27 protein-coding genes are annotated in these 26,320 nt (G+C 63.7%); 12 read left to right on the top strand and 15 right to left on the bottom strand.

The genetic code is table 11. The features are described from left to right. On the bottom strand, positions 1 to 505 hold a 505-nt coding region (locus RBB16_RS13425; RefSeq protein ID WP_306046658.1), incomplete at its 3' end, for a hypothetical protein. Between the two features lie 701 nt (positions 506 to 1,206). Further along, a complete protein-coding gene (gene tig / locus RBB16_RS13420; protein ID WP_306046657.1) occupies positions 1,207 to 2,532 on the bottom strand; it encodes a trigger factor in 1,326 nt (441 codons plus the stop codon). Between the two features lie 294 nt (positions 2,533 to 2,826). On the opposite strand from tig, the gene hemP reads away from it, so the two are divergent. Continuing rightward, entirely contained in the window at positions 2,827 to 2,988 is a 162-nt protein-coding gene (gene hemP, locus RBB16_RS13415; protein ID WP_306046656.1) for a hemin uptake protein HemP, read from the top strand. On the opposite strand, the gene RBB16_RS13410 is transcribed toward hemP, so the two are convergent. Then, a complete protein-coding gene (locus RBB16_RS13410; RefSeq protein WP_306046655.1) occupies positions 2,989 to 3,807 on the bottom strand; it encodes an IclR family transcriptional regulator in 819 nt (272 codons plus the stop codon). It lies immediately after the preceding gene. A gap of 215 nt (positions 3,808 to 4,022) precedes the next feature. Here RBB16_RS13410 and bhcA point away from each other — a divergent pair, with 215 nt between their 5' ends. From bhcA to bhcD, 4 genes are all read left to right on the top strand, one after another. Next, the gene (gene bhcA, locus RBB16_RS13405) at positions 4,023 to 5,213 is read left to right on the top strand and encodes an L-aspartate--glyoxylate aminotransferase BhcA (protein ID WP_306046654.1); all 1,191 of its coding nucleotides are present in this window, start codon (positions 4,023 to 4,025) and stop codon (positions 5,211 to 5,213) included. Between the two features lie 11 nt (positions 5,214 to 5,224). Beyond that, on the top strand, positions 5,225 to 6,199 hold the full coding sequence (bhcB, locus tag RBB16_RS13400; protein WP_306046653.1) for a beta-hydroxyaspartate dehydratase BhcB: 975 nt from the start codon (positions 5,225 to 5,227) through the stop codon (positions 6,197 to 6,199). A gap of 39 nt (positions 6,200 to 6,238) precedes the next feature. Then, the gene (bhcC, locus tag RBB16_RS13395; protein WP_306046652.1) at positions 6,239 to 7,402 is read left to right on the top strand and encodes a 3-hydroxy-D-aspartate aldolase BhcC; all 1,164 of its coding nucleotides are present in this window, start codon (positions 6,239 to 6,241) and stop codon (positions 7,400 to 7,402) included. Between the two features lie 72 nt (positions 7,403 to 7,474). Beyond that, entirely contained in the window at positions 7,475 to 8,440 is a 966-nt protein-coding gene (gene bhcD, locus RBB16_RS13390) for an iminosuccinate reductase BhcD (protein ID WP_306046651.1), read from the top strand. A gap of 7 nt (positions 8,441 to 8,447) precedes the next feature. Here the strand turns inward: bhcD and RBB16_RS13385 are convergent, their stop codons facing one another. The 6 genes from RBB16_RS13385 to RBB16_RS13360 form a co-directional block, all read right to left on the bottom strand. Further along, on the bottom strand, positions 8,448 to 9,287 hold the full coding sequence (locus RBB16_RS13385) for a YiiX/YebB-like N1pC/P60 family cysteine hydrolase (protein WP_306046650.1): 840 nt from the start codon (positions 9,285 to 9,287) through the stop codon (positions 8,448 to 8,450). Positions 9,288 to 9,365: 78 nt separating this feature from the next. Further along, positions 9,366 to 10,337 carry a hypothetical protein gene (locus RBB16_RS13380; protein WP_306046649.1) on the bottom strand — a complete coding sequence of 324 codons (972 nt, stop codon included), beginning with the start codon at positions 10,335 to 10,337 and terminating at the stop codon, positions 9,366 to 9,368. Then, positions 10,301 to 11,611: a TRAP transporter large permease subunit gene (locus RBB16_RS13375; RefSeq protein ID WP_306046648.1), complete on the bottom strand. Its 1,311-nt coding sequence runs from the start codon at positions 11,609 to 11,611 to the stop codon at positions 10,301 to 10,303. The genes RBB16_RS13380 and RBB16_RS13375 overlap by 37 nt, the downstream gene beginning before the upstream one ends. A 4-nt stretch (positions 11,612 to 11,615) precedes the next feature. Further along, a complete protein-coding gene (locus tag RBB16_RS13370; protein WP_306046647.1) occupies positions 11,616 to 12,152 on the bottom strand; it encodes a TRAP transporter small permease in 537 nt (178 codons plus the stop codon). Positions 12,153 to 12,234: 82 nt separating this feature from the next. Further along, positions 12,235 to 13,218, bottom strand: a complete 984-nt coding sequence (locus RBB16_RS13365) for a TRAP transporter substrate-binding protein (RefSeq protein WP_306046646.1) — start codon at positions 13,216 to 13,218, stop codon at positions 12,235 to 12,237. Positions 13,219 to 13,265: 47 nt separating this feature from the next. Beyond that, a complete protein-coding gene (locus RBB16_RS13360) occupies positions 13,266 to 14,507 on the bottom strand; it encodes an FAD-dependent oxidoreductase (protein WP_306046645.1) in 1,242 nt (413 codons plus the stop codon). 132 nt (positions 14,508 to 14,639) lie between these two features. On the opposite strand from RBB16_RS13360, the gene RBB16_RS13355 reads away from it, so the two are divergent. Next, positions 14,640 to 15,155, top strand: coding sequence for a winged helix DNA-binding protein (locus RBB16_RS13355; protein ID WP_306046644.1), 516 nt, complete (start codon positions 14,640 to 14,642; stop codon positions 15,153 to 15,155). 2 nt (positions 15,156 to 15,157) lie between these two features. Here RBB16_RS13355 and RBB16_RS13350 read toward each other — a convergent pair whose 3' ends face one another. Next, complete coding sequence (locus RBB16_RS13350) at positions 15,158 to 16,285, bottom strand: enolase C-terminal domain-like protein (protein ID WP_306046643.1); 1,128 nt, start codon at positions 16,283 to 16,285, stop codon at positions 15,158 to 15,160. A 100-nt stretch (positions 16,286 to 16,385) separates the two neighbouring features. Between RBB16_RS13350 and RBB16_RS13345 the strand changes: the two genes are divergently transcribed. Continuing rightward, positions 16,386 to 17,297 (top strand): LysR family transcriptional regulator, encoded by a 912-nt coding sequence (locus RBB16_RS13345; protein WP_306046642.1) that lies wholly within the window; start codon positions 16,386 to 16,388, stop codon positions 17,295 to 17,297. 69 nt (positions 17,298 to 17,366) lie between these two features. On the opposite strand, the gene RBB16_RS13340 is transcribed toward RBB16_RS13345, so the two are convergent. Beyond that, positions 17,367 to 19,052 (bottom strand): thiamine pyrophosphate-binding protein, encoded by a 1,686-nt coding sequence (locus tag RBB16_RS13340; RefSeq protein WP_306046641.1) that lies wholly within the window; start codon positions 19,050 to 19,052, stop codon positions 17,367 to 17,369. Between the two features lie 111 nt (positions 19,053 to 19,163). Here RBB16_RS13340 and RBB16_RS13335 point away from each other — a divergent pair, with 111 nt between their 5' ends. Together RBB16_RS13335 and RBB16_RS13330 are read left to right on the top strand one after the other, a co-directional pair. After that, positions 19,164 to 19,853 carry a GntR family transcriptional regulator gene (locus RBB16_RS13335; RefSeq protein WP_306046640.1) on the top strand — a complete coding sequence of 230 codons (690 nt, stop codon included), beginning with the start codon at positions 19,164 to 19,166 and terminating at the stop codon, positions 19,851 to 19,853. 1 nt (position 19,854) lies between these two features. After that, on the top strand, positions 19,855 to 20,592 hold the full coding sequence (locus tag RBB16_RS13330) for an aspartate/glutamate racemase family protein (protein ID WP_306046639.1): 738 nt from the start codon (positions 19,855 to 19,857) through the stop codon (positions 20,590 to 20,592). A 121-nt stretch (positions 20,593 to 20,713) separates the two neighbouring features. Here RBB16_RS13330 and RBB16_RS13325 read toward each other — a convergent pair whose 3' ends face one another. From RBB16_RS13325 to RBB16_RS13310, 4 genes are all read right to left on the bottom strand, one after another. Further along, positions 20,714 to 20,959, bottom strand: coding sequence for a DUF2798 domain-containing protein (locus RBB16_RS13325; protein ID WP_306046638.1), 246 nt, complete (start codon positions 20,957 to 20,959; stop codon positions 20,714 to 20,716). A 1-nt stretch (position 20,960) separates the two neighbouring features. Beyond that, positions 20,961 to 21,500: an NAD(P)H-dependent oxidoreductase gene (locus RBB16_RS13320; protein WP_306046637.1), complete on the bottom strand. Its 540-nt coding sequence runs from the start codon at positions 21,498 to 21,500 to the stop codon at positions 20,961 to 20,963. A gap of 141 nt (positions 21,501 to 21,641) precedes the next feature. Beyond that, positions 21,642 to 22,274, bottom strand: coding sequence for an isochorismatase family protein (locus tag RBB16_RS13315; RefSeq protein WP_306046636.1), 633 nt, complete (start codon positions 22,272 to 22,274; stop codon positions 21,642 to 21,644). A gap of 60 nt (positions 22,275 to 22,334) precedes the next feature. Further along, positions 22,335 to 23,201 (bottom strand): pirin family protein, encoded by an 867-nt coding sequence (locus tag RBB16_RS13310; RefSeq protein WP_306046635.1) that lies wholly within the window; start codon positions 23,199 to 23,201, stop codon positions 22,335 to 22,337. A gap of 118 nt (positions 23,202 to 23,319) precedes the next feature. Here RBB16_RS13310 and RBB16_RS13305 point away from each other — a divergent pair, with 118 nt between their 5' ends. The 3 genes from RBB16_RS13305 (at position 23,320) to phnD (ending at position 26,273) form a co-directional block, all read left to right on the top strand. Beyond that, positions 23,320 to 24,234, top strand: coding sequence for a LysR substrate-binding domain-containing protein (locus tag RBB16_RS13305; RefSeq protein WP_306046634.1), 915 nt, complete (start codon positions 23,320 to 23,322; stop codon positions 24,232 to 24,234). 260 nt (positions 24,235 to 24,494) lie between these two features. After that, positions 24,495 to 25,313, top strand: coding sequence for a phosphonate ABC transporter ATP-binding protein (gene phnC / locus RBB16_RS13300; RefSeq protein ID WP_306046633.1), 819 nt, complete (start codon positions 24,495 to 24,497; stop codon positions 25,311 to 25,313). A 57-nt stretch (positions 25,314 to 25,370) separates the two neighbouring features. Further along, positions 25,371 to 26,273 (top strand): phosphonate ABC transporter substrate-binding protein, encoded by a 903-nt coding sequence (gene phnD / locus RBB16_RS13295; RefSeq protein WP_306046632.1) that lies wholly within the window; start codon positions 25,371 to 25,373, stop codon positions 26,271 to 26,273. The last annotated feature ends 47 nt before the right edge of the window (positions 26,274 to 26,320 follow it).

The following is a 26,320-nucleotide window of genomic DNA, read 5'->3' as shown; positions in this document are numbered from 1 at the left end:
CACCGCCGCCAGGGGCCGGAGCGGGTGCGGGGGCCTGCGCGTACCAGGTTTCCATGTTCAGCGTCGCGTCGCAATAGGTGCCGTTATAGGTGCCCACCCAGACGTCAAGACGGCCATTGAGATTGTTGGCGCCACGGATTTCCAGGCGCGGGTCAAGGTTGCCGTTGGAATCGTCGTCGAACATCCAGGTGGTGTTCGCGGTGTTCACCAGCAGGACGGCATCACACTGGCTGACCACATCGGCCACCAGATAGTACTGATCCATGCCCGACAGGTAGAAGCTGAAGTCAGGGGCGCTGGTGACCCAGCCGGTGCGGTTCACGCCCGGAACGCCACAGTTGGCAATGTTGTTCTGTCCACCGGCCACAACGCCGAAGCTTTGCGGCGTGTAGAGCTGATCTCCGGTATAGGTATAGCTGGCGCCGGTCTGACTATATGTCGGACAGGCTGCCGCCGCCGTCGTCATGGCGATGAGGCCGAATGCGGCCGTTGCTAGGTATCTCACGGGTTTTCCTCCAAAGATACGGGGGTGATGATCATGAACAGAATGTGTCCCAAAGCGCCGGGCGGTCATGATCTTTTCCGACCGGCTCGGCCCTGCCCGTTCGGACAGGACCGTTGAACAGAGGCGGCGCGCGCCCCTGTCATTCGCAAAAACTGATTGGCATTCCCGGATCATCGCGGCCTCCGGGTCGGGTGGTGATCACGCGTGGCGCGGACCGGAACGGGTCGTGCATCAGGACGGATCAGGGGGGCGGCGAGGAACTGAACAAGGATAAAGAGACCTGCCGCGATGGCCGGAAACAGTCCCGTATGGATCATGTTCATCGGCAAAACCGATCGCATGTCCGTTTCCTCCCTTTGGTTCCCTACAGCACATTCGGGGGCCGCTTGGGCCGTTTCATCTGTGAAACCGGTCAGACCTATGGCGGGCCGAATCCGCTTTCCGACGTGCGACGGGACGCGTGCCCATCTGGGTGTAGGTGCCGCAAGCGGCGCTAAAGGTTCAAAAAAATCGTCACCAGCATGGCACAGGATTATGGCTCGAGCAAAGCATAACCGCGTTATGCGCGGCATGGCCAATGAAAACTCGGACCATTTGGCAAAAATATTGTTTCCCAATCGGGGCTTTGCGCGCATCATATCGCAACAAGAAAAGGGCCGCGCCGTAGCGCAGCCCCCTGTTTCGGCCCAACCGGGTCGGGATTATTCTTCTTCCAGCGCCTCGACAGCCGCCTGAAGCTCGTCCTTGGTGACCTCTTTTTCGGTCACGGAGGACATTTCGAAGACGAAATCGACGACCTTGTCTTCAAAAAGCGGCGCGCGCAGCTGCTGCTGAGCGGCCTGGTTTTGCTGGATGAACTCGAAGAACTGGCGTTCCTGGCCCGGGTACTGACGCGCCTGGTTCATGATCGCCTGGGTCATCTCGGCGTCAGAAACCTGAACTTCGTTCTTCTGGCCCAGCTCGGCCAGCAGCAGGCCAAGGCGCACGCGACGTTCGGCCAGGCCGTTGTGCTCGTCGGTCGGCTCGATCTCGGGGTGATCGTGGCCATGAACGTCCGGGTTTTCCTCGTGCCACAGCTGATGCGCGATCTGCTTGGCTTCGGCCTCGACCAGCGACGGCGGCAGGTCGAATTTCACGGCCTGATCAAGCTGATCGAGAAGCTTGCGCTTCATGACCGCGCGGGCGGCACCGGCATATTCGGCCTTCAGACGCTCTTCGATCTGGCCTTTCAGGGCGGCGAGGTCTTCGGCACCGTATTTCTGGGCCAGCTCATCGTCGATCTCGGCGGCGACCGGCTTTTTCACTTCCTTGACGGTGCAGTCGAAGACAGCGGCCTTACCGGCCAGATGCTCGGCGCCGTATTCCTCGGGGAAGGACACCTCGACGGCCTTTTCTTCACCGGCCTTCACGCCAACCAGCTGCTCCTCGAAACCGGGGATGAAGCTGTTGGAGCCCAGGACCAGCGGGTAATCCTCGGCGGAGCCGCCTTCGAACGCCTCACCGTCAACCTTGCCAACGAAGTCGATCACGACCTGATCGCCATCGGCGGCCTTGCCCTTCTTGGTGGCGAAGTTCTGCGCCGACTCGGCCAGGTTTTTCAGCGCGTCCTGCACGTCATCCTCTGCCGGGGCGACGACCAGTTTCTCAAGGCTCAGCGCCTTGTAGTCGACTTCCGGGATCTCGGGCAGTTTTTCATAGGACATGGAGACGACAACATCGTCGCCCTCTTTCCAGTCCTCGTTGACCATCTTCACTTCGGGCTGCATCGCAGGGCGGTCGCCGGATTCCTCCAGATGGGCCTGCATCGCGCCATCGACGGATTCCTGCATCGCTTCGCCCATGACGCGGGGGCCGAACTGCTTTTTCAGCAGCGCCATCGGCACCTTGCCCTTGCGGAAGCCCTTCATCGCCACTTCGGGGCGGGCTTCTTCCAGCTTTTCGTTGACTTTGGCTTCCAGCTCGGCCCCGGTGATCGTGATCTCGTAACCGCGCTTCAGCCCTTCGTTCAGGGTCTCGTTGACCTGCATGTTTTTCCTCGTTCGCCGGGCCCGTGGCATCCGGGGGGACGCGACGGGATAAGAAAATCTGTGGCCTTCTAGGGTGGCGGGGGCGGGCATGCAAGCCCAAAGCCGGGGCCGATGGCCCGAATGGCCGGGAATCCCGCGCATTCCTGTTTTTCCGGGCGCCACCTCGGGCTTGACATATCCGACTCTTTTAATCAGATTAAACCTGTCACCAGCCAGCCTCCCGCAGCCACTGACGTCAACAGGAACCGCGACAGATGCAGCGAACACGCTGCCCGGAAACAGGAGTGCCCCAAGATGACCGCCCAGATCCCCCTGCCCCAAAGCCTGGCCCAATCCGCGCCGGTCCACAGTGCCGATGAATTGCTCGGCGACAGCCGCGTCGCCTATATCGCGCTGGAGGATCAGGTCTATACCCTGCGCCTGACGCGGGCGGGCAAGCTGCTGCTGACCAAATAATCAGCCGGGCATGCGCCCGCCGCTGATCCGGGTGATCTCTCGCGCCGCACGGGCCACGGCGGCGCCGAACCCTGCAACGCTGCCCGCATCGAACCGCGCATCGGGGCCGGAGACGGAGACACCGGCGCAAGGCAGCCCGTTTTCATCAAAGATCGCGGCCCCCACGCAGGACATGCCCGCGAACCGTTCCTCCCGATCAAAGGAAAAGCCCCGCGCGCGGGTCAGCGCGAGGTCGTCGAACAGGGCGGCAGGGGTGGACAGAGTGTTATCGGTGAACCGCTGCAACCCCGCCCCCTGCAACAGTTTCTGCGCCTGATCCTCCGCCATCGCCGCCAGAATCGCCTTGCCGGTGCCCGAGGCATGCATCGGCGTGCGCGCACCGGGCGGGAAGAAGGCGCGCACCGGGTTCTTGGTTTCCACCTGCCCGACAAAGACCACCTCGGCCCCGTCCGGCACGGCAAGGTTCGCGGTCTCTGCCGTTTCGCGCATCAGCTGCGGCAGGATCACCTGCCCGGCCTCCACGATGCCGTTGCGGGACAGGTAAGAGACGCCAGTGCGATAGGCCTCCAGCCCGATCATCCAGTCCTGCCGGTCCTCGTCGAAACTGACGAAACCCCGCTTTTGCAGGGTGGTCAGGATGCGGTGCGTGGTGGCCGTGGGCACACCCGCCGACAGCGCCAGATCGGTCAGCGTCGCCCGTTCCGCCTGCGCCAGCGTGGTCAGCAGCCCGAGCGCCCGGTCGAGCGAATTCAATGTGCTGGCAGAGCTTTCCCTGAACTGCGATTTGGGCCGCCCGCGGGCGCGTTTCTGATCTGCCATATCGGGGCCTTTCTGGGGTGCGAATCCGGGAGTGATAAACGGGGCCTGCGCGCCCATCCACTCATTATGGAATTATTTTCCGTTTTTTGCGATAAATATTTTTCCTTGTAATACAATTGGTTTGCGTGCTCCTCACCCCCTTCAAAAACCTTTTCTGAGAAAATTGCAAAACCCCGCGCCCTGCCCGATCCTGTGGGCATAGCGGAGGAACCCCCATGTCGACCCAGAACCCGATCTTCATTCCCGGCCCCACCAACATGCCCGACCGGCTGCGCCTTGCGATGCATGTGCAGACGCAGGACCACCGCGCGCCCGATTTCGTCGAGACCTTCGCGCCAGTGCTGGAGGACACGAAGCGCGTTTTCGGCAGCACAGAGGGCACAATCATCACCTTCCCCTCCAGCGGCACCGGCGGGTGGGAGGCATCCGTTACCAACACGCTGTCGCCCGGCGACCGGGTTCTTGTGGCGCGTTACGGCATGTTCAGCCATCGCTGGATCGACCTGTGCCAGCGCCACGGGCTGGAGGTTCAGGTGATCGACTGCGATTGGGGCGCAGGGGCGCCTGCCGATGCGTTCGAGGCCGCGTTGAGTGCCGACAGCGCCCACCAGATCAAGGCCGTTCTGGTCACCCATAACGAAACCGCGACCGGCGTCGTCTCGGACATTGCCGCCGTGCGCCGGGCGATGGATGCGGCGGGCCATCCCGCGATGCTCTTCGTTGATTGCGTCAGTTCGCTGGCCTCGATGCCCTTCAATTTCGACGCCTGGGGCGTGGATATCGCGGTGTCCGGGTCGCAGAAGGGCTTCATGCTGGCCACCGGCATGGCGATCCTCTGCGTCAGCCCCAAGGCGCTGGCCGCGATGGAAACGGCCACCCTGCCCCGCACCTTCTTCGACTTCCGCGACATGATGACCGCCAATGCCTCGGGCGGCTTCCCTTACACCCCGCCCCTGCAACTGATCTACGGGCTGCGGGAAAGCCTGAAGATGCTGTTCGAGGAAGGGTTGGACAATGTCTACGCCCGCCACCACCGGCTGGCCGAAGGCGTGCGCCGGGCGATTGATGCCTGGGGATTGAGGCTGGTCGCGCAGTCGCCGGACCTCTATTCCGACACCGTCAGCGCGATCTACGTGCCGGACGGGTTCGACAGCAACGCCCTGACAGATCATGCCTTCACCGCCTATGGCGTCAGCTTCGGCATCGGTCTGGGGCAGATGAACGGCAAGGCCTTCCGCATCGGCCATCTGGGCAGCCTGACCGATGTCATGGTGCTGTCGGGACTGGCCACGATCGAGATGGCCATGGCCGATCTGGACTATCCGATCACGCTCGGCTCCGGCGTGGCGGCAGCGCAGGAATACTTCCGCGCCAGCCGCGCCGACGCCCTGAAATCGGCAGCATGAGGAGGCCCAAGATGCTGGACGCAACCACAGCCGTTGAGACCCTGACCATCGACGACATGCGCGCCGCGCATGAGCGGATCAGGCCGCATATCCGTCGCACACCCGTCTTGCAGTCGGAATTCCTGAACGAGTTGACCGGGGCCGAGCTGTTCTTCAAATGCGAGAATTTGCAGGAGGCCGGGGCCTTCAAGGTGCGCGGGGCCTGTAACGCGGTGTTCGGGCTGTCTGAGGAGATGGCCGCGGCGGGCGTCTGCACCCACAGCTCCGGCAACCACGCGCTGTCGCTGTCTTACGCGGCGGGGCGGCGGGGCATTCCCTGCAATGTGGTGATGCCCCGCACCGCGCCGCAGGCCAAGAAAGACGCTGTGCGCCGCTACGGGGGCATCATCACCGAATGCGAGCCCTCGACCAGCAGCCGAGAGGCGGTCTTTGCCGAGGTTCAGGCGCGCACGGGGGGCGAGTTCGTCCATCCCTATAACGATCCGCGCGTGATCGCGGGTCAGGCGACCTGTTCGGCGGAACTGCTGGAGCAGACCGGCGGGCTCGATGCGGTCGTGGCCCCGATTGGGGGCGGTGGCATGATCTCGGGCACCTGCCTGACGCTGTCAAACCTTTCGCCCGAAACCGCGATTTACGCCGCCGAACCGGAACAGGCCGACGACGCCGCCCGCAGCTTCCGCGCCGGTCATATCATCGCCGATGACGCGCCCGAGACCATCGCCGACGGGCTGAAAGTGCCGCTCAAGGAAAACACCTGGCATTTCGTTTCGCGCTTCGTGACCGATGTGCAGACCGCATCCGAACAGGAGATCATCGACGCGATGAAGCTGACCTGGAAAACGCTGCGCGTGGTGATGGAACCCTCCAGCGCCGTGCCGTTGGCCACGATTTTAAGGAACCGCGACATCTATGCCGGCCGCCGCGTCGGTGTCATCATCACCGGCGGCAACGTCGATCTGGACCGGTTGCCGTGGATGGTGGGCTAACAGCCCACCCTACGCCCCCATCCAACGAAGGAGTACATCATGAAAGACCTGACCAATCTCGACGCTTACGACGTTGGCTTCGACATCCCCGCCAAGCCCGGCATGAACGAGGCCGACATCCAGACGCCCTGCCTGATCCTCGATCTCGACGCGCTGGAACGCAACGTGAAGAAGATGGGCGACTATGCCAAGGCCCACGGCATGCGCCATCGCAGCCATGGCAAGATGCACAAATCCGTGGATGTGCAGAAGCTGCAGGAAAGCCTGGGCGGGGCCGTTGGGGTCTGCTGCCAGAAGGTCAGCGAGGCCGAGGTCTTCGTGCGCGGCGGCATCAAGGATGTGCTGGTCTCGAACCAGGTGCGCGACCCCGCCAAGATCGACCGTCTGGCGCGTCTGCCGAAACTGGGCAGCCGGATCATCGTTTGCGTGGACGATCCGGACAATGTGGCAGAGCTGTCGGCGGCGGCGGAAAAGCATGGCACCGAGCTGGAGGTCTTCGTCGAGATCGACTGCGGCGCCGGGCGCTGCGGGGTGACGCGCACCGAGGACGTGGTGACCATCGCCAAGGCCGTTGACGCCGCGCCGGGGCTGAAATTCACCGGCATCCAGGCCTATCAGGGCGCCATGCAGCACATGGACAAGTTTGAGGACCGCAAGGCCAAGCTGGATGCGGCAATTGCCATGGTCGAGGATGCCGTTCAGGGGTTGAAGGCCAACGGGCTGGAGCCGGAACTGGTCTCTGGCGGCGGCACCGGGTCCTATTATTTCGAAAGCAATTCAGGGGTTTACAACGAACTGCAATGCGGATCCTACGCCTTCATGGATGCCGATTACGGTCGTATCCTCGATGAAAACGGCCAGCGCATCGACCGGGGTGAGTGGGAGAACGCCCTGTTCATTCTGACCTCTGTCATGAGCCATGCCAAGGCCGACAAGGCGATTGTGGATGCTGGCCTCAAGGCGCAATCGGTCGATAGCGGGCTGCCGGTCGTTTTTGGGCGGGACGATGTGGAATACGTCAAATGCTCGGATGAACATGGCGTCGTCAGCGACCCCAAAGGCGCGCTGAAGGTCAATGACAAGCTGCGGCTGGTGCCGGGCCATTGCGACCCGACCTGCAATGTCCATGATTGGTATGTGGGCGTTCGGAACGGCAAGGTCGAAGCGCTCTGGCCCGTGTCGGCCCGTGGCAAGGCGTTCTGATCTCTGCCCATAGCGACTTAGACGGGGTCGGCCCGACCGGCCCCGCCCCCCAACCCCCAGAAAGCACCTGCCATGATCATCGTTCCAGAACGCGTAATCCCCGACTTGCTGACGCGCGACGCCTCTTACAAGGCGGTCGAAAACGTCTTTGCCGCCATGGCGTCGGGCGATGCCTACAACTTCCCTGTCATCCGCGAAGCCATCGGCCATGAAGATGCGCTTTACGGCTTCAAGGGCGGCTTCGACCGCGTTGGTGGATCGCTTGGCCTCAAGGCCGGGGGCTACTGGCCCCACAATCTCGACACGCATGGCATCATCAACCATCAGTCCACCGTTTTTCTGTTCGATCCCGATACCGGCATGGTGCGCGCCATGGTAGGGGGCAACTACTCCACCGCGCTGCGCACCGCCGCCGCGTCTTCGGTGTCGATCAACCATCTGGCCCGCAAGGATGCCCGCGTGATGGGCATGGTCGGCGCCGGTCATCAGGCCAGCTTCCAGCTGCGCGCCGCGTTGGAGCAGCGCCCGTTCGAGAAGGTGATCGGCTGGAACTATCACCCCGAGATGCTGGCCAATCTGGAAAAGGTCGCCGCAGAGGCGGGGCTGCCCTTCGAGGCGGTCGAGCTTGACGGGCTGGTTGAGGCCGACGTGATCATCACGATCACCTCCAGCTTCGCCCCGATCCTGCTGGAACACCATGTCAGCCCCGGTACGCATATCGCCTGCATGGGCACCGACACGAAGGGCAAACAGGAAGCCAGCGCCGACCTGGTCGCGCGCGCCACGCTGTTCACGGATGAAGTGGCGCAGTCGATCTCCATCGGGGAATGCCAGCACGCGATTGCTGCGGGGCTGATCACGGAAGCCGATGTTTCCCAGATCGGCGCGGTGATCAATGGCAGCCATCCGGGACGCAGCTCGGCGGATGAGATCACGCTGTTTGACGGCACCGGTGTCGGGCTTCAGGATCTGGCGGTGTCCGCCGCCCTGGTCGATCTGGCGGTCGAAAAGGGTGTTGCCATCGAGGTCGATCTGTAAGCGCGGCTCACTCTGGCCAGTTCCGGCGCAGATCCCAGGCCAGATCCCGGACCGACGCAACGCGAGCCCCTCCCCCCGGCGTCGCCTCGACATAGCCCACCAGATCGAAGGGCAGATCGCTCGTCAACGCACCCGCCACAATCGCGTCGATCAGGATCGTCTCGCGCCCCGGTACCGGGGTGCGGGGCAGCTCGGCCTCGGCGAACATCAGCGCGATCAACTCGGCGCAGAACAGCTCTGACGGGTCGCCCGCGTCGAACCGCATGTCAAACGGTGTGCCCATCTGCGCCATGCCTCGACGAAGCGAAGTCGCACGGGTGGACCGGGGCGGGCGCAGGGCCACCACCGCATCGGTATCCAGCACCACCTCGGCGGGGGCCAGCCGAACGCCCCCGTCTACCGCCTCTAGATAGAGGTTCCCTGCCCTGATCTGATCGTGAAACGGCACCAGCGCAGGCAAATGCCACAGCCCCGCCGCGCGCAGTTGCGCCTCGTTGCCGATATAGGTCGCGCCATGGGTGAACTGACCGGGAATCAGCAGGCCCGAAACCCGGTTGTCGGAATGAAAGAACACCAGATCCATCGGGCGCAGAGCGCCTTGCAGCAACGCCGTGGCCTCTGGCTGCGTGGTCATGCGGCCGGGCCGGAACTGGATCAATCCAAGCTGGCGCAGTGTCCCGACATTGGCATCGGCCAGCGCGATCATCCAGTCCGGGTATGGCCCCGCGCCCTGACAGCATCCGGCAACAATCCGGGACGGATCGGCCCGCGTCGCATCGGGCGGCATGGGCGCGGCGGCGCAGCCTGCCATGGCCAGAAACACCAGCCCCGCAACTGCCCGCCCCATGCGCGTCATCCCCTGTCCCTTCCCAATGATGCGCAAGCTTGGCAGAGAACGCGCGCAAGGTCACGCCGCGCGATGCGCTCAGGTCTCTGACCGCTTGTGCAGCCAGCCGAGCAATAGCGGTGTCAGGTACATCGGGAATTGATAGCAGGCGATGAAGGGCAGAAGCGCGTCAACCGTGGCCGCTGGCAGTGCCACGAGGAACAGCGCCACGTTGCGGTTGCCCGCGATGATCGACAGCGCCACCTCCTGCGACGTGCGGGCGCGCAGGGCCAGGAACACGGCCAGTTGCAGCCCGAAATTGGCGGCGAACACCACGGCCAGCCAGAAGCCCACGGCCTGCCAGCCTGTCTCGATCAACGGCGCGACCCCCGCCATCAACCCGATGACGATAATGGCCAGAAGGACCACCCCCACCCCGTCCAGTTGACGGGTCTGCCCCGCATCGGGGCGCGGCAAGATCAACACCCGCGCGCCAAAGCCAAGCGCCACCGCCAGCGCCACGACCAGCACCAGCCGCCCCGCAGCGGCCAGCACGTCCCCCGCCCCCGGCATCGCGCCCTGCATCAGCCACAGGATGGGCAGCACCGTCAGCGGGAACAGCGCCGTGCCGAAGATCAGAATCTGCATCGCGGGTGCCGGGTCCTTGCCCGCGAGCACCATGAAATTGGGTGCCCCGGTGATGGAGGGCGCCGACAGCATCAGCATCACCGCCAGCGCGGGCACCGTGTCGATGACGCCTGCCAGCGTGAACAGCGCAAAGCCCAGAACCGGCATCAGCAGTTGCAGCGCCACCACGTCGCGCAGGGGCCGCCAAAGTCGGGTCAACTGGCCAAGCGTTTCCGCCGGGCCGATGCGGAAGGCCGAGAAGAACAGCAGAACGGCCACCATCCAGGGCAGATGGGGCCGCATGGCCTGCGCCAGATCGGGAAGGGAAATCCCGGCCACCAGCCCCGCAACAAGGACAAGGCGACCGTGGCGGGCGCAGATCTCCAGCGCCCGCCCGATTGCCTGCATCACTGTGGAACCGATCGCATCGATTCCGGCAGCCACAGCGCCAGCTCCGGGAACCAGATCAGCACGAAGCACATCAGAACCATGATCGCGAACATCGGCAGCGCGGCCTTGGCGATATAGCTCATTTCATGGCCCGTCATGCCCTGCAGCACGAAGAGGTTGAAGCCAATGGGCGGCGTGATCTGGGCCATCTCGACCACGACGATGACGAAGATGCCGAACCAGATCAGGTCGATCCCGGCCTCCAGCACCATCGGTTCCACAACCGCCATGGTCAGCACCACGGATGAAATGCCATCGAGGAACATGCCGAGGATGATGTAGAAGACCAGCAGCATCATCAGCAGTTCGAACCGGCTCAGCTCCATCGCCGCGATGCCATCGGCCAGCGCACGCGGCAGCCCGGTGAACCCCATGGACAGCTTCAGAAAGGCCGCCCCCGCAAGGATCAGCATGATCATGGCCGAGGTGCGCGTCGCCCCCATCAGGCTTTCGCGGAAGCTGTCCCAGTTCAAGGACCCCTGGCTTGCCGCCAGAACCAGTGACCCGATGACGCCGATAGCTGCGGCCTCTGTCGCGGTGGCCGTGCCGGTATACATCGACCCGATCACCACGAAGATCAGCACCATGACGGGAATGAGGAACCGGGAATTGCGGACCTTCTCGGCAAAACTCATCGCCGTTTCCAAGGTCGGCTGCCAGCCCTTCGCCATGAAGGAGTAAATGGCGACATAACCCATGAACATCAGCGCCAGCACCAGGCCGGGGAAGACGCCGGCAAAGAACAGTTCGGTAATGGACTGGTTCACCGCCACGCCATAGACGATCAGCGCCAGAGAGGGTGGGATCATCAGGCCAAGCGTCGCAGCACCGGCCAGCGTGCCGATGACAATATGTTCCGGGTACTTGCGCGCGCGCAGTTCCGGGATCGACATTTTGCCGACGGTGGTCAGCGTCGCGGCAGAGGAACCAGAGACCGCCGCGAAGACCGTGCAGCCCACGATATTGGTATGCACCAGCCCCCCCGGCAGCCGCGCCAGCCAGGGCGACAGCCCGCGGAACATGTCCTCTGACAGCCGCGTTCGGTAGAGGATTTCGCCCATCCAGATGAAAAGCGGCAGGGCGGTGATGGTCCAGCTCGAGGACGAGGCCCAGATCGTGGTGATCATCGTGTCGCCCACGGGGCGCGAGGTGAACAGCTCCATACCGACCCAGGCCACACCCATCAGGGCGATCCCGACCCAGACACCGGTGCCGAGCAGGAAGAAGAGAACCGCAAGGAAGATGATGATGGCAAGAAGTTCGGTCATGTCATCACTCCCCGAAGCTTTGATCGACGATGTTGCTGCCCAACCTGCTTTCGCCCTTGAAGAGGACCGAAATCAGGTTGTCGAGGAAGGCGATGGTCAGGATGGCCCCGCCAATGACCATGACCGACTGCGGGATCCACAGCGGCGTGGCGTCCTGCGCCTGGCTGACCTCGTTGAACTTCCACGACCAGTAGACGAACCAGTAGGCGTAGTAGACGAAATAGGCGGAAATGGCCGTAGCCACCCCGAAACACCAGATTTCCAGCAGCCATTTGATGCGTACCGGAACGGCATTCAGCAGGATCGACACGCGAATATGCGCGCCGCCATTCAGGGCGCTGGCAAAGGCAAGAAAGCTTGCCGCGGCCATGACATAGCCCGCGTAATTGGGGGCACCGGGAAACAGCTCGCCGGTCCAGCGGGCCACCATTTGGGCAACGATCAGCAGAAGGATGGTGACAAGGCACAGGGCGGCCAGAACACCGGAGCCCTTGTATAACCCGTCAAGCAATCTGCGCAGCACTCCGAGAGTTCCGGTCATGGATCAGCCTCTATTCGGAAGGGGAAGACCCTCGGGGGCACCGGACCACGGTCACAGCGCCCCCGAGGCGGGAGAGACAGCGTTACTGCTGTGCAGCCATCGCCGCGCGATAGGCATCGACGATCGCCTGACCGTCTTCACCGGCATCGGCCAGCCATTCCTCGGTCATCACGGCACCGATTTCCTGAAGGTCGGCAACCAGCTGATCGCCCGCGCGCTGCACGGTCATGCCACCGGCAGCCAGACCCGCAAGGGTGAAACCGGTATACTCCCGCGCACGCCATGCACCCGCATACTCCGCCATGCCTGCACAGGCCCGGACGATGTTCTGGTTGGCTTCCGAGGTGTCGGACCAGACATCGGCATTCACGAAGACATAGTTGCGCGGCAGCCATGCGTCGACTTCGTAGAAGTGGCTCAGGCTTTCCCACACACGGCGGTCATAGCCGGTCGCGCCCGAGGACACCATGGACGAGGCCACGCCGGTGGCAAAGGCCTGGCTGATTTCAGCCGCTTCGATGGTCACCGGCAACATGCCGGTCAGCTCCGCCAGACGGTTCGTGGCGTTGGAATAGGACCGGAAGCGGATGCCTTCCATGTCTGCGACCGAGTTCACTTCCTGGTTGAAGTAAAGCCCCTGCGGCGGCCACGGCACGGAATAGAGCAGCACGAGGTTCTGTTCGGCCAGAAGGTCGGTGATATAGGGCTCTGCGATTTCCCACAGCACGTCATGCTCTTCGAAAGAGGAGACGAGGAAGGGGATCGAGTCCACACCGAAGAGCGCGTTTTCGTTCTGGTGGCCAGACAGCAGACGCTCGCCGATCGGCACCTGCCCGGTCTGAACAGCGCGCTTGATGTCCGCACCCGCGAAAAGCGAGCCACCCGGATGGGTCACGATCTCGATCTCGCCGCCGGTGCCCGTGGTCACGCACTGGGCAAACTCCGCACCCGTCACCGAGTGGAAGTTGGACCCGGAATAGGCCATCGGCATATCCCAGGTATCGGCCAGCGCCGGGCCTGCCAGCACGGTTGCCGCAGCGGCGAGGGTCAGTTTGAAGGTCTTCATGTCAGTCTCCTTGTTGGTTGCTGCATTCTTGGTCTTGTTATCTCGGGTCACCCTGCGAACCGTTGTGGGTCGTAGGGGGTCATGTCGGTATTGGGCCGCTGGCCCGTGATCATCTGCGCCAGCCAACGCCCGGTTTTCGGCCCGCCCGTCAGGCCGATATGGTGGTGGCCAAAGCCCGCGAAGACGCCGGTTCCCCGCACCTCACCGATCAGCGGCAGGCTGTCCGTGGGCGCCGGGCGGTGGCCCTGCCATTCGATCTCATCCGTGGCCTTGAGCTTGGGGAAGGTCTCTGCCACCTGCCGTCTCAGCAGCTCGAACGGTGCTTTCGATGGCCCTGCGTCCAGCCCGCCAAATTCCACCACGCCCGCGCATCTTACGCCCTGAGCCATTGGTGTGGCGACAAATTTTCCGCTGGCGACCATCACCGGCACCGTCGGCCCGCCGGTCGCGTTCTCGAACACGATGTGATAGCCGCGTTCGGTTTCAATCGGCACGGTGATGCCAAGCTTTTTCATCAGGGGTTTTGACCAGACACCCGTGGTCAGAACCACCTGATCGCAGGCGATCTCACCTTCCGTGGTCTGCACCGCGCTGACCTTGCCATCGGTCAGTGTGAAATCCTTGACGTCGGCCTTGCGGAACGTGCCACCGAGCGCCTTGAACTCCTCGGCCAGCGCCGCCACGTATCCGCCCGGATCGCGGATGAAGCCGTGGTTCTTCATGACCGCCAGACAGCCGACCTTGTCGGAAAAGCAGTCCTGATACTCATGCACCGCCGCGCCTTCGATCAGCTCGGGCACGAAGCCGCCTTCGCGGCGCAGGGTCCAGACATAGCTGTCCTTCTCGAACGCCGCGCGGTCGGCATAGGCGAAGGTGTAATCGCTTTCGACCACCCATTCCTCGGCCCGCGTGCCCCGCGCCAAAGCCAAATGCTGATCGACACTGTCGCCGATCACGCCGTTGATCCCTCCGGCAATGCGCCGCGTATCGCGGTCATTGGCGTGGCCCAGGTATTTCACCAGCCAGGGGATCATCCGCGGCACATAGGACCAGCGCATGAAGAGCGGGAAATTGGGGTCCATCAGGTAACCCGGCCCCTTGGCAATCAGCCCCGGCGTGGTCACCGGCACGATGGCACAAGACGCCAGCACCCCGGCATTGCCGTAAGACGTCCCCTGCCCCGGATCGCCCCGGTCCACCAGCATCACCTCGCGCCCGGCCCGGCGCAGCCAGATCGCGGCGGACACGCCGACAATACCTGCGCCTATGACAACGATGCGACCGCTCATGCGGGACATCCTCCCATCCGGTTTCGGGCAAAATCGCCGGTTTCGGGCGATTCCCTAGGGTAAGCTTTGCCGCTAATTGATAATACGTCAACATTTTGTTGACAATTTATCAGAAAGGCGCAGTTTGAAGACATGTCACACACTGATCCTGGCCCCGTTGTTTCCTCTGCCCATCTCGCCGATGGCAGCTTTCCGCAGATCTCGGAATTCGAGTATGGGCTGACCCTGGCCAACAACGCCTTCCAGCGCTGGATGATGCGTGCGATGGCGGCGTCCGGGCACCCGGACATGTCGGCGCTGGAGGTGCAGGTGATGCATTCCGTCCACCACAGGGGCCGCGCCAAGACGCTGGCCGATCTCTGCCTTGGCCTTGGCATCGAGGACACCCACACGGTGAACTACGCGATCAAGAAGCTCGCCAAGGCGGGGCTGGTACGCGAGGGCCGGCAGGGCAAGGAAAAGACCGTGACGGCGACCGAGGCGGGGGCGGCGGCCTGCGAACGCTACCGGGATATTCGCGAGGCGCTGCTTCTGCGCGCGGTGCATGAGCTTGGGTTCGAGCCCGAGCAGATTTCGCGGCTGAGCACGCTTTTGCGCCTCATGTCCGGGCAATACGATCAGGCGGCCCGCGCCGCGACGACCTACTAGGCTCATCCCCTTGCCCTCCGCCGGTATTTCTCCAACACATCCGGGTTCGGGTCGATGCCAAGGCCGGGGCCGGTCGGCAGCACCACTTCTCCATTTTCGACCGGGAAGGGCGTCGCCAGCACATCCTCAACGAGGAAGTAACTCGCCTGGTAGAACTCGCAGCCAAGCGTGATCTCGGGCGTCGCCGCGATCATGTGGGCCCCCGCCAGATGGGCGATCCCCGCCTCGAACATGTCGCCGCCATAGGCCGACAGGCCAGAGGCCGCCGCCATCCGCGCCACGGTCTGCGCGCGGCTCAGTCCGCCCGATTTCATGATCTTGATGGAGACCCCGTCAGCAATCCCCATGGACAGGCCAAGCGCCATGTCCTCCGGCCCGAAAACGCTCTCATCCGCCAGCAGGGGCACATCGATCTCCCCCCTGATCCGCGCCATCAACTCCCGCAGATGCGCCTTCACGGGTTGTTCGATGAAGGTGGGCCGGAACGTCGCCACATCCCGCACGCAGGCCAGGGCCACGTCATGATGCAACCCCTGGTTATAGTCCACGCGGATATCGAACTCCGGATAGTCCGCGCGCAACCGCTCCAGCCGCATCATGTCGAACGCATGATCCTTGAACCCGGTTTTCAGCTTGATGATCCGCACCCCATCGGCGCGCAGCCGGTCCATCAGGACAAGGTCGCGGTCGAAATCGGGGTCGGCGATCGAACAGGACAGCGGAATGCGCGCGCGATAGGTGCCGCCAAGCAGCTCCGACACCGGCAGCCCCGCCGCCTTACCCATAAGATCCAGCAGGGCCGTTTCCAGCGCCGCCTTGGCCTCGGTGCAATGGGCCACCGCGTACTGAGCGTCCGCCATGATCCGCGCCCGGTCCGACAGTTTACGCCCCACGACGAGGGGCCGGAAATAGCGGTCCAGCGCCGCATAGGTCGCCTCGGCAGAGCCGGTGAACACCACCCAGGGGCTTGCCTCGCCCCAGCCCTGCAGCCCGCCCTCGGTCACCAGACGCAGCACCACAATATCCACGACATGCTCCACCGAGCCGATGCCATGGTCGCGCCGCGCATTCACCGGCAGCGCGAGATGCCACAGGTCCATTCCCGTGATCGTCTGGTCCCAGGTCGACATGCTGTCCCCATATTTCCCTTGGTCCACCCTGCCGCCCCTATTCCATCATTTCCAATATTCATTTATCTATCCTTCATCAGAAAAAATGATGAGGTGGGGCATGTCCCTCCGCTTCCGCCAGCTTCAGGCCTTTCACGCCATTGTCGAGACCGGCACGGTCACCGCCGCCGCCGATCAGCTTGGCATTTCGCAGCCCGGCATTTCGAACCTCCTGTCGCAACTGGAACGCCAGACCCGGTTCAAACTGTTCGAACGGGTGCGCGGCCGTCTGGTGCCGACGCCCGAAGCGGAAGTGCTCTACCAGGAGGTCGACACCGTGGTGCGCGGGCTCGACCATGTCAGCCAGGCGGTTGTCGACCTGCAGAACAAACAAGCGGGCCAACTTCAGGTCGCCTCGCAGCATTCCATGTCCTTCGGCTTCATGCCCCGGCTGATTGCCCGTTTCGCCAGGGACCGGCCCGACATGTCGATTTCCTTCCAGTCGCAATATTCGGTGAAGATCCAGGAATGGGTGCAATCGGGCCTCTTCGAGATCGGGATTTGCGAATTGCCGCTGCTGCATGACGCACTGAATGTGCATCCCCTGCAGATCGAAACCCTGCTGGCCCTGCCCGAGGACAGCCCGCTTGCCGAGCATGAGGTGCTGACGCCGGAACTTCTGGATGGTACGCCCTTCATCGTCATGGGGCCGGAACACATGACCCACAGGCGCACGAGGGAAGCGTTTCACAACGCGGGCATCCCCCTGCGGACGCGCGTCCACTCACACCTGTTCAAGAACCTGCTCAGCTTCGTGAAGGAAGGCATGGGGGTTGCCGTTCTGGACCCTTTCGCGCTGCATTTCGACTTCGAGGGCGGCTTCATCACCCGCCCCTTTCGCCCGCGCATCCTGATGGACATGGCGGTGATCACCTCGCGCACCCGGCCCATGTCGGCGGTCGGGCAGGAGTTCCTGGCGCTGCTATTGGAGGAGCTGAAGCCCTACGATTGCAGCCCCGGCACAAACGGCTGATCTGGGCGCGGGGGAAGGGCCTTGCAAGGCCCTTTCAAGCGGCTTGCAAGCCGCTTCCCCCCGCCCGGCTCAGCCCATCCACCTTCTGACAGGCGCGGCGGCTTCCTCCAGCGGTTGCACCACCACATCGACCAATGTCGGCCCGTCATGGGCAATCGCCTCGGTCATCACCTTGTCGAGCTCAGCAGGGTCTTCCACCCGCCAGGATTTCACCCCATAGGCCGCCGCCACCGCCGCATGATCCACCCGGTCGAAATCCACGTTGTAATAGCGCGCGCCCTTGTCGGCCATCTGGCTGGCCTTGATCCATCCGAAATTGGCGTTGGAGAAGACCACGAAGGTGATCGGCGCGCGATGGCGCGTCACGGTTTCCAGCTCGCCCGCCGTGAAGCCGAAAGACCCGTCCCCCATCAGCGCCACGGTCTTGGACGCGGGCCGCCCGTACCAGGCCCCCAAAGACGCGGACAAGGAATAGCCAAGCGCCCCGTGTGCCCGGTTGGTGATGAAGAAACGCCCCGGCAGGTCCTGCTGGTAATAGGCCGACATATAGGGGCAGCTGGTGCCGGGGTCCGAGACGATGGTGGCATCGGGCGGCAAAAGCCGGTTCAGGGTGGCAATCACCCGCTCGGGCCGGATTGGGGCCTCATCGCTTTCGGCCAAAGCCCGGAACCGCGCGAATTTGCGCGCCTTGCGCTCGGCCACCACCAAGGCCCCGCCAAACCCCATCACTTCACGCCCGTCGAGAACCGAATTCACCTCGGCCAGCGACAGGCGCAGGTCGCCCACGACGCCCACCTCGGTCGGATAGTTCGCCCCGATCACCATCGGATCGCTGTCGAAATGCACGATGCGTGTGCCGGGTTTCGGCGCTTCCCACCGGGCCGTGGTGGTGGACCCGGCCCGGATGCCCATGAACACCACCAGATCGGCAGCTTCCATCGCCTCCCATGTCTCATCCGTGCCGCCGTTCGACCCGACGACACCGAGCATGTTGGGGTGGCTGTCCGCAAGGCTCCCCTGCCCGGAAATCGACGTCGCCACCGGAATATCCAGCCGTTCCGCCAACCGCGCCAGTTCTTCCCACGCGCCGGAGATGACAACGCCTCCGCCGCAGACGATCAATGGCTGTTTCGCCGACAGGATCGCGTCGACCGCCGCCTCCGCCGCGCCGGGTTCTGGCCCCTGCCGGTAGGCGGGGAAGGTATGGGTGGCAGGATCGGCCCAGATATCGGAGGGATCAACCGGGTCATACTGGATGTCATAGGGCAGCCCCAGATGCGCCGCGCCGGGGCGGCCCGTGGTCATCGCCCGGAACGCGCCGCGCACCATGCGGGGAATATGCACCGCCTGCTTGATGACCGTGTTCCATTTGGTCAAGGGCCGCATCAGCGCGTCCTGATCGACCTCGGTCAGCGGGTATTTCCCGTAGGTCCCGACCGAGATATCCGAGGTGATCGCCAGAACCGAATAGCTGCTTTCCGAGGCCTCGATCAGCCCCGGCAGAATATAGGTCGCACCGCCCCCCGACGGCCCCTCGCAGACACCGGGGTGCCCCGTCACGCGGGCATAGGCATCGGCCATGTAGGTCGCGGAGCGTTCATCGCGGGTCAGCACATGGGTGATACCGTGATCCATGCCGCGCATCGCGTCATAGAAAGGCAGGCTCGTATCACCGCACAGCCCGAACACATGCCGCACCCCCTGCGCCTCCAGCATCTTCACCAGCGCCTCGGCCCCGTTCATCTGGTTGGTCATCTGTCACACCCTCCCGGATTCGTATTTCACGCTGTATACAGCTCAAAATATCTTGCAAAACTCAACCCGAAATATCACTGTGCCGACAGAACGCCGGAAAGAGCCGCTGAAATGACCGACCCCGCCCCCAAACCCGAAAGCAATGTCGACCGCATCACCGCGCAGCTTCGGCGCATGGCGGCGGAGTTCGAGATCAAGCCCGATGAACGCATTCGCGAAGGCGAGATGGCAAAACGCCTCTCGGTCAGCCGTACTCCGCTACGCGAGGCGCTGAACCGGCTGGTGTCAGAGGGCTTTCTGACCTTCACCGGCGGTCAGGGCTTCTTCTGCCGATCTCTGACGCCGGAGCGTATCCTAGACCTCTACGAGGCCCGCGCGGCGGTGGAATGCGAGGCGATGCGGCTGGCCCTGACCCGCGCCTCGGACACCGATATCCGCGCGCTCAGGGACGACCTCGACCGCTCTGAGCCGCTATATAACTCGGCCACCGACCGTATCGCGCTGCTCGACATGGACGAAGCCTTTCACATGTCCCTCGCCCGTCTGTCGCGGAACGCCGAACTGACCAATATGCTCGACAATATCAACGGACGCATCCGCTATGTGCGGATGATCGGGCTGAACATGGAACGCGGCGCGGCCATCCGCATGTCGGCACACCGCGCCATTCTCGACGCGCTGGCCGACCGTGACGAGCGCCGTGCGCTGGCCACCCTGCGCGCCCATATCGAGCTGCGCAAGGAAGACGCGACCCGCGCCGTGCGCGAGGCATTCTCTCACATCTACGTTCAGGCAGGCTGACATGACCACACGCGGCGGCAAGACGGTTTACGGGGCAAGCGTCGGCATATTGATGCTGGAAACGCAGTTCCCCCGCATCCCCGGCGATATCGGCAACGCGCTGACCTGGCCCTTCCCGGTGCATTTCCGGGTGGTGCGCGGGGCCACGCCCGACAATATCGTGCGCGGTGCGCCGCTGGACCGGGTGCAGGATTTCATCGCCGCCGCGCAGGATCTGGTGGCTATGGGATGCGACGGGATCACGACGAATTGCGGGTTCCTGTCGCTGTTGCAAGGTGACATGGCGGCGGCGCTTGGCGTGCCGGTGGCGACCTCGTCGCTGATGCAGGTGCCGCTGGTGGAACGGCTGCTGCCGCCGGGCAAGAGGGTCGGCATATTGACAGTCTCGGCAGGCACGCTCAGCCCCGAACACCTGAAAGCGGCGGGCGTGGCGCTGGATACGCCGGTGATGGGCACCGAAAACGGGCGTGCTTTCACCCGCGATATCCTCGGCGATGCGCCAGAGATCGATTTCGAGGCCTGCCGGCTCGACCTGCTCGACGCCGCGACCGAGCTGACAGACAAACACCCGGACGTCGGCGGCATCGTGCTGGAATGCACCAATATGGTGCCCTATGCCGCCGATATCCGCGCCGCCACCGGCCTGCCGGTCTGGTCGATCTACAGTTTCGTCAGCTGGTTTCAGGCGGGGCTGATGCCGCGCCGTTTCTCAGGTGGGATCGACGACCCCCGCTGGTAGACCCCGACCGCTGGCCGTTCGACGCGTGTTCTGACGGTGCGATCCATTGGCTGGACCGGGGGACGCCTTGTGGACTGCACCAAGCTCGGAAAGCCTGTGCCACCTGCTCGGGCCAGAACGATCATGGCCAGGCTCTTGCTGCCATGTCGGCCAGCTTGCCCGACAGAAGACGGAGCTTGTCTCCGAACATCATGTCCAGCGAGAACGCGATCGGCAGGGCGATCAGGATGCTTTGCCCCCAAGCCAGCAGCCACGACCATGAGACCCCGAGTTCAAGAAGGCTGAACACACCCGACAAAGCCATGGACATGAAAGACGACATGACCAGAGAGCCCGAAAGCCTGTGAAGGTACCGACGATCCATCATGTCAAGCGGCCTCCCGCAGGGCCAGGGCCTCGGCCGCGGCGGTCAGGTCGGCCAATGCGTTTGGCTCCGTGATGCGCCCGGATTCGGCATCGAAGACATCGTGGAAATTGGCCACGGAAACCGCCGCCCTGAGATCCACCCCGAAGAACCGGGCAGAGCCTTTCGCGGACGCCAGCACGCTGCCCGCGCCACCGGGCCCCGGTGAGGTCGACAGGAAGACTGCGGGCTTGTCCTGAAATACTTTCTGATCAATCCGGCTCGCCCAATCAAAGAGGTTCTTGTAGGCGGCGGAATAGGAGCCGTTATGTTCCGCGAAGGAGACGATCACCGCGTCAGCGGCCCCGATCTTGTTGAAGAACGCTTTTGCCGGTTGGGGTTTGCCGATCTCTCTTTCGAGATCCTCGCTGAAGATCGGCAGGTCGTAGTCACTTAGATCCAGGACCTCTATCTCGGCATCGGGGACCAACTGGGCAGTGAACCGCGCCAAGGCCTTGTTGATGGAGGTCTTGCGGTTACTTGCACCGAAAGCCAGGATTTTCATGGGTATTCTCCTATCTGGATCGGAGGATTGAATTGAAATGGGCGATCACGAGGCGGCATCCGCCTTGCGGTTCCGACGGACGGGAAGCGCCGCCTCGTGCTTTCTGCCGGGGCTTGCCAGCGGGTGTGGCCCTGGCCGAGATCAGGCCGCCCTGTCGGCGGGTTCCACGCCGTCGCGGACCTGACCGACCAGCACCGCCCAGTCCATGTGGAGGGCACCGTAGACCTCACGGGCGACCGGGCGGGCATTGTCGGCGAGGATCTCGACCATCAGACTGGCCCCGTCGGCAACGACCACGCCCGCCTGCGACAGGCGCAGCAGACCGGTGTCTCGCTTGGTCTGGTTGAACGTGCCCGAGGCATCCATCGCCACATAGGCGTTGTAGCCCTTGCGTTGCGCGGTCATCGCCGGGAAGGCGGCGCAGACTTCGAGCGACACACCGGCGAAGATCAGGTTCTTGCGCCCGGTCGCCTCGATCGCCGCGGCGACGCGCGGGTCATCCCAGGCGTTGACCGAGGTCCGGTCGATGAAGTCGTGTCCGGGCAGTGCGGCGGCCAGCTCGGGAAAGGCGGGGCCCCAGAGCGTCTTGGCAGAGGTGGTGGTGGTGACAATCGGCAGCCCGAGGGCCTTGGCGGCCTTGGCCAGCCCGACAACATTGTGCTTGAGTTCGGCGACCGGGTAATCGCGCACGCCGGTCATCAGGCCGACCTGGTGGTCGACCAGAACAAGCGCGGTGGTGTCTGCCGTCATCGGTTCGGGATTGATGAAATTCATTAGGCTTTCCTTTTTGTCTTGAAGGGTTGGTTGGGGTTTCGGTTCGGGAGGTAGGGGCGCTCAGTCGATGGTGCCGAGCTCGCCGGCGGCGTGGGCGGCGATGACGGCCTCCAATTGATCCGCGTCACGCATCGCGAAGGGGCCTTTCTGCACGAAGGGTTCGCGCAAGGGGGTGCCGCCAAGCAGGACCGCTTGGCCGCCATCGCCGCTCTGCAGGCGGATCTCCCCGGCGCCATGTGTGGCCAGCGCCATGTCGCCGCTCAGCCGGTGGCGGGTTCCGTCGATCACGACCTCGACCTCGCCGCGGATGAGGTGCAGCCAGGCCGCGTCTTGGCGATCGGCACGATGGGTGAAGTTTCCGCCCGCCTGAAGGGAGATATCGAGGATCGTGAGGGGCAAGGCGGGCGGGGTCGCGCCAATGACGCCGTTGCTTTGGCCGGTCATCACCCGCACCCGATGGCCCGGACCTTCGATCACCGGCATCTGCGCGGCGGCGACGTGACGCGAAGCGGGTGCGTCAAGCTTCTGTGCGGCGGGCAGGTTGACGAAGATTTGCAAGGCATGGGTGTGCGAACCGGGCGTAGGCGCCTCGTCATGCACCGCACCGCGGGCGGCTTTCAGCCAGTAGAGATCGCCGGGCGACAGCTCGATGTCGTTGCCAAGCGAGTCACGGTTGCGAAAGCTGCCGGTGCTGTCCTCGAACAGCACACTCACCGCCGAAAGCCCCGCATGCGCGTGGGGTGCGAAGGTCGGCGCGGTCATGGTGAAATGGTCGACCATGATCAGCGGGTCCATCAGCCCGTCCAGCTGACGATGGATGAAGCTGAGCGCCTTGAAACCCTTGCCCCGGCTCATCTTCTCCCCGTGCTGGACCGCGGTGATCGCGGCCGGGGGCATGGTCGTCCGAGCGTTGTGTTGAACAGTCATGTTCGCCTCCTTTTGCTGAGAACGAACCTATTCCCCGAACGATGTGTCGAAAATCCGTTGATTCTGGAACCCTTCGTTCTGTATTTGGAACGAACCTCGCAATCGAGAAGGCCGGACCATGGACCTCAACCAAGCCTACTACCTCGTGCATGTCGTTGAAAAACAGGGCTTCTCGGCGGCGGCTCGGGCATTGGGAATCCCAAAGTCGCGGATCAGCCGACAGGTGAAAACCCTTGAGGAAACCCTTGGAACGCGCCTGCTCAACCGGGATTCGAGACATATGTCGCTGACGGAAGCGGGCGAAGCCTACTACCGTCATGCGAAGATGGCACTGGATTGCATGATGGCCGCCGAAGCGGCGGTGCGAAAAGACAGGGACGCGTTGGAGGGCACCGTCACCCTGTCCTGTTCGGTCGGGGTCGCGCAGTTCGCGCTTGGCCGGATCCTGCCGCGCTTTCTGGCCGAAAACCCGCGCGTCGTCCTGCGGCTACAGGCCTCGAACGATTATGCCGACATGATCGGCGATGGCATCGACCTCGCCATTCGGGGCCATGCCAGGCTGTTGCCCGATTCCGGGCTGATCCAGCGGCGCATCACGGAAACCCCTTGGCACCTGTTCGGGTCACCGGGCCTTGCGCAACAGGTTGCGGCTGCGGTCACACCCTCGGACCTCGAAGGCCTGCCCGGACTCGCGCTTGGCTGGCGCCCCGGAGGCAACTCCTGGTCCTTGCAGGGGCCTGACGGACGGACCGCATCGGTGCCATATGCCGCGCGTCTGCGCAGCGATGACATGGCCACCCTCAAACGAGCGGCCGCAGAAGGACTCGGCGTGGTGGCCCTGCCCGCCTATGCCTGCGCCGAGGATGTCGCGGCAGGGCGACTGAGCCGCCTGCTGCCGGACTGGACCGCGGGGGTGCCGGAAATCAGCCTTCTGATGCACGAAAGACGAGGCAACCCGCCTCAGGTCGACGCCTTCGCCGCCTTCCTGCGCCGCGAACTGCCGGATATCATGCGCGGTGCCGGCAGCGGGTAGCGATCCGCCCCATCCAACCGGGGTCCGTTCTTCGCGTGGATTTGTCTCGCCTCAGGGCGCAGCGGCACGACGGGGCGGGATATCTGGAACGAGGTCATCCGCTAACGCCCACGATCCTGTGCCGTGCTTTGCTGGCGCGCACCCAATCCGGTGAACACATGCGGCGAAAGAGGGCACATTTTACAAAACTGTAAATGTGATGACGCGAGACTGTCACGGCATGCAGACAGAAGGACCCCGAAAACGCACAGGGGGTTCAGGTGCTCGAAGTCCGCAATGTCACACGCGTGTTTGGCAATCGCAAGGCGGTGGATGCCGTCAGTTTCTCCATCGACCGGCCGCAATTCGTAGGCATCATCGGGCGCTCGGGAGCTGGGAAATCGACCTTCCTGCGCATGATGAATCGTCTTCTACAGGCCTCATCGGGCGAGATCCTTGTCGAGGGCCGCGATATCCTCTCGCTCAGGGGGGCCGAGGCGCGCGCCTGGCAAAGTCAGTGCGCGATGATCTTCCAGCAATTCAACCTTGTTCCGCGGCTGGACGTGGCGTCGAACGTTATGCATGGCCAGCTCAATCGCCGCTCGACACTGGCGACGATGTTCAACCTGTGGTCCCGCGAAGACATCCTGAAGGCGCTCGATATCCTCGACCGGCTTGGCATCGCAGAGCAGGCCCCCAAGCGGGCCGAAGCGCTGTCGGGTGGCCAGCAACAGCGCGTCGCCATCGCCCGTGCGCTGATGCAGGACCCCAAGATCATCCTCGCGGATGAACCCATTGCCAGCCTTGACCCGATGAACGCGCAGGTGGTGATGGACACGCTCAAGAAGATCAACACCGAGGATGGCCGGATGGTCATCGCCAACCTGCACACGCTGGACACCGCGCGCCGCTATTGCGACCGGGTGATCGGCCTGCGCGACGGTATTCTGGTTTTCGACGGTCCGCCAAGCGACCTGACCACCGATGCCGCGCGTGAAATCTACGGCGCGGACGAGAGTTTCAACGAAGAAGCGACCTCGACCGCGATTCCCGGCCAGACCGCGACCCGTGTTCGCGAATTGGCCATGGCCGCCCAGTAACCCGGTTTACCACCCCCGGTCCCCGTCCGGGGCCGCTCATCGCAACGGAGAGACCCGATGAAGAAGCTTGCCGCCGCTCTGGCCCTGACCACCATCCTGACTGGCATGGTCCAGGCCCAGGAAATAACAGAATTCAACATTGGCCTTCTGGGCGGCGAAAACGCCCAGGACCGTCTGGCCAATAACGAGTGCTTCCGCGCCTATGTCGAAGAAGCCCTCGGCGTCCCGACCCGCCTGTTCACCCCCGCCGACTACAATGGCGTGATCCAGGGACTCGTTGGCGGCACGCTGGACTTCGCTTGGCTCGGCGCTTCGTCCTATGCCGCGACTTACCTTGCCGATCCGGAAGCGGTCATTCCGGTTCTGGTCAAGACCAACCTCGATGGGTCGTTCTCGTACCACTCGATCGGCTTTGCCCGCGCCGACAGCGGCATCACCTCGCTGGAAGACCTTCAGGGCCGCATCTTCGGCTTCGGCGATCCGAACTCCACCTCTGGCTTCCTGATCCCGTCGGTGGAGATCCCGCAGATCACCGGTGCCACGATGGACTCGGGCGACTACTTCGGTGAGGTCGTGTTCACCGGCGGCCACGAACAGACCATCATCGCGGTCAACAATGGCAGCGTCGATGGCGGCGTGACCTGGGCCGACGGCCTGGGCGCCTGGGAAGACGGCTACAATTCGGGCGCTCTGCGCCGCGCGGTGGACGCCGGTCTGGTGGACATGAACGATCTGGTTGAAATCTGGCGGTCGCGCCCGATCCCCGAGGGGCCGATCGTGCTGCGCGCCTCGCTGCCGCAGGACGTTCGTGACACCGTGACCGAGCTGCTGGCCAACCTGATCGACGTCGACCCCGACTGCGCCTATGGCGTCGCCGCTGGCGAAACCGCAGGGTTCGAGCCGATCACCCACGAAGCCTATGAGACCATCATTGCCGTCCGTCAGGCACAGATGAACTGATCCCTCGCCGGGCCCCGCCACCCATGCGGGGCCCGGCCCCCTTATCT

Origin of the sequence: Nioella sp. MMSF_3534 (assembly GCF_030732985.1) — a bacterium.
In the GTDB taxonomy this organism is placed as follows: Bacteria; Pseudomonadota; Alphaproteobacteria; order Rhodobacterales; family Rhodobacteraceae; genus Nioella.
This window is presented reverse-complemented; position numbering and strand designations above follow the sequence as displayed.

What these genes read in the sequence shown, in the direction of transcription:
- bhcA (WP_306046654.1), top strand. Translation starts at nt 4,023, where the DNA reads ATGTCGACCCAGAACCCGATCTTCATTCCCGGCCCCACCAACATGCCC.
- RBB16_RS13340 (WP_306046641.1), bottom strand. Translation starts at nt 19,052, where the DNA reads ATGACCAACCAGATGAACGGGGCCGAGGCGCTGGTGAAGATGCTGGAG.
- RBB16_RS13315 (WP_306046636.1), bottom strand. Translation starts at nt 22,274, where the DNA reads ATGAATTTCATCAATCCCGAACCGATGACGGCAGACACCACCGCGCTT.
- bhcC (WP_306046652.1), top strand. Translation starts at nt 6,239, where the DNA reads ATGAAAGACCTGACCAATCTCGACGCTTACGACGTTGGCTTCGACATC.
- RBB16_RS13370 (WP_306046647.1), bottom strand. Translation starts at nt 12,152, where the DNA reads ATGACCGGAACTCTCGGAGTGCTGCGCAGATTGCTTGACGGGTTATAC.
- tig (WP_306046657.1), bottom strand. Translation starts at nt 2,532, where the DNA reads ATGCAGGTCAACGAGACCCTGAACGAAGGGCTGAAGCGCGGTTACGAG.
- RBB16_RS13325 (WP_306046638.1), bottom strand. Translation starts at nt 20,959, where the DNA reads ATGATGGATCGTCGGTACCTTCACAGGCTTTCGGGCTCTCTGGTCATG.
- RBB16_RS13355 (WP_306046644.1), top strand. Translation starts at nt 14,640, where the DNA reads ATGTCACACACTGATCCTGGCCCCGTTGTTTCCTCTGCCCATCTCGCC.
- RBB16_RS13345 (WP_306046642.1), top strand. Translation starts at nt 16,386, where the DNA reads ATGTCCCTCCGCTTCCGCCAGCTTCAGGCCTTTCACGCCATTGTCGAG.
- phnD (WP_306046632.1), top strand. Translation starts at nt 25,371, where the DNA reads ATGAAGAAGCTTGCCGCCGCTCTGGCCCTGACCACCATCCTGACTGGC.
- bhcB (WP_306046653.1), top strand. Translation starts at nt 5,225, where the DNA reads ATGCTGGACGCAACCACAGCCGTTGAGACCCTGACCATCGACGACATG.
- RBB16_RS13360 (WP_306046645.1), bottom strand. Translation starts at nt 14,507, where the DNA reads ATGAGCGGTCGCATCGTTGTCATAGGCGCAGGTATTGTCGGCGTGTCC.
- RBB16_RS13305 (WP_306046634.1), top strand. Translation starts at nt 23,320, where the DNA reads ATGGACCTCAACCAAGCCTACTACCTCGTGCATGTCGTTGAAAAACAG.
- RBB16_RS13310 (WP_306046635.1), bottom strand. Translation starts at nt 23,201, where the DNA reads ATGACTGTTCAACACAACGCTCGGACGACCATGCCCCCGGCCGCGATC.
- RBB16_RS13320 (WP_306046637.1), bottom strand. Translation starts at nt 21,500, where the DNA reads ATGAAAATCCTGGCTTTCGGTGCAAGTAACCGCAAGACCTCCATCAAC.
- RBB16_RS13365 (WP_306046646.1), bottom strand. Translation starts at nt 13,218, where the DNA reads ATGAAGACCTTCAAACTGACCCTCGCCGCTGCGGCAACCGTGCTGGCA.
- hemP (WP_306046656.1), top strand. Translation starts at nt 2,827, where the DNA reads ATGACCGCCCAGATCCCCCTGCCCCAAAGCCTGGCCCAATCCGCGCCG.
- RBB16_RS13410 (WP_306046655.1), bottom strand. Translation starts at nt 3,807, where the DNA reads ATGGCAGATCAGAAACGCGCCCGCGGGCGGCCCAAATCGCAGTTCAGG.
- bhcD (WP_306046651.1), top strand. Translation starts at nt 7,475, where the DNA reads ATGATCATCGTTCCAGAACGCGTAATCCCCGACTTGCTGACGCGCGAC.
- RBB16_RS13385 (WP_306046650.1), bottom strand. Translation starts at nt 9,287, where the DNA reads ATGGGGCGGGCAGTTGCGGGGCTGGTGTTTCTGGCCATGGCAGGCTGC.
- RBB16_RS13375 (WP_306046648.1), bottom strand. Translation starts at nt 11,611, where the DNA reads ATGACCGAACTTCTTGCCATCATCATCTTCCTTGCGGTTCTCTTCTTC.
- RBB16_RS13335 (WP_306046640.1), top strand. Translation starts at nt 19,164, where the DNA reads ATGACCGACCCCGCCCCCAAACCCGAAAGCAATGTCGACCGCATCACC.
- RBB16_RS13350 (WP_306046643.1), bottom strand. Translation starts at nt 16,285, where the DNA reads ATGTCGACCTGGGACCAGACGATCACGGGAATGGACCTGTGGCATCTC.
- RBB16_RS13330 (WP_306046639.1), top strand. Translation starts at nt 19,855, where the DNA reads ATGACCACACGCGGCGGCAAGACGGTTTACGGGGCAAGCGTCGGCATA.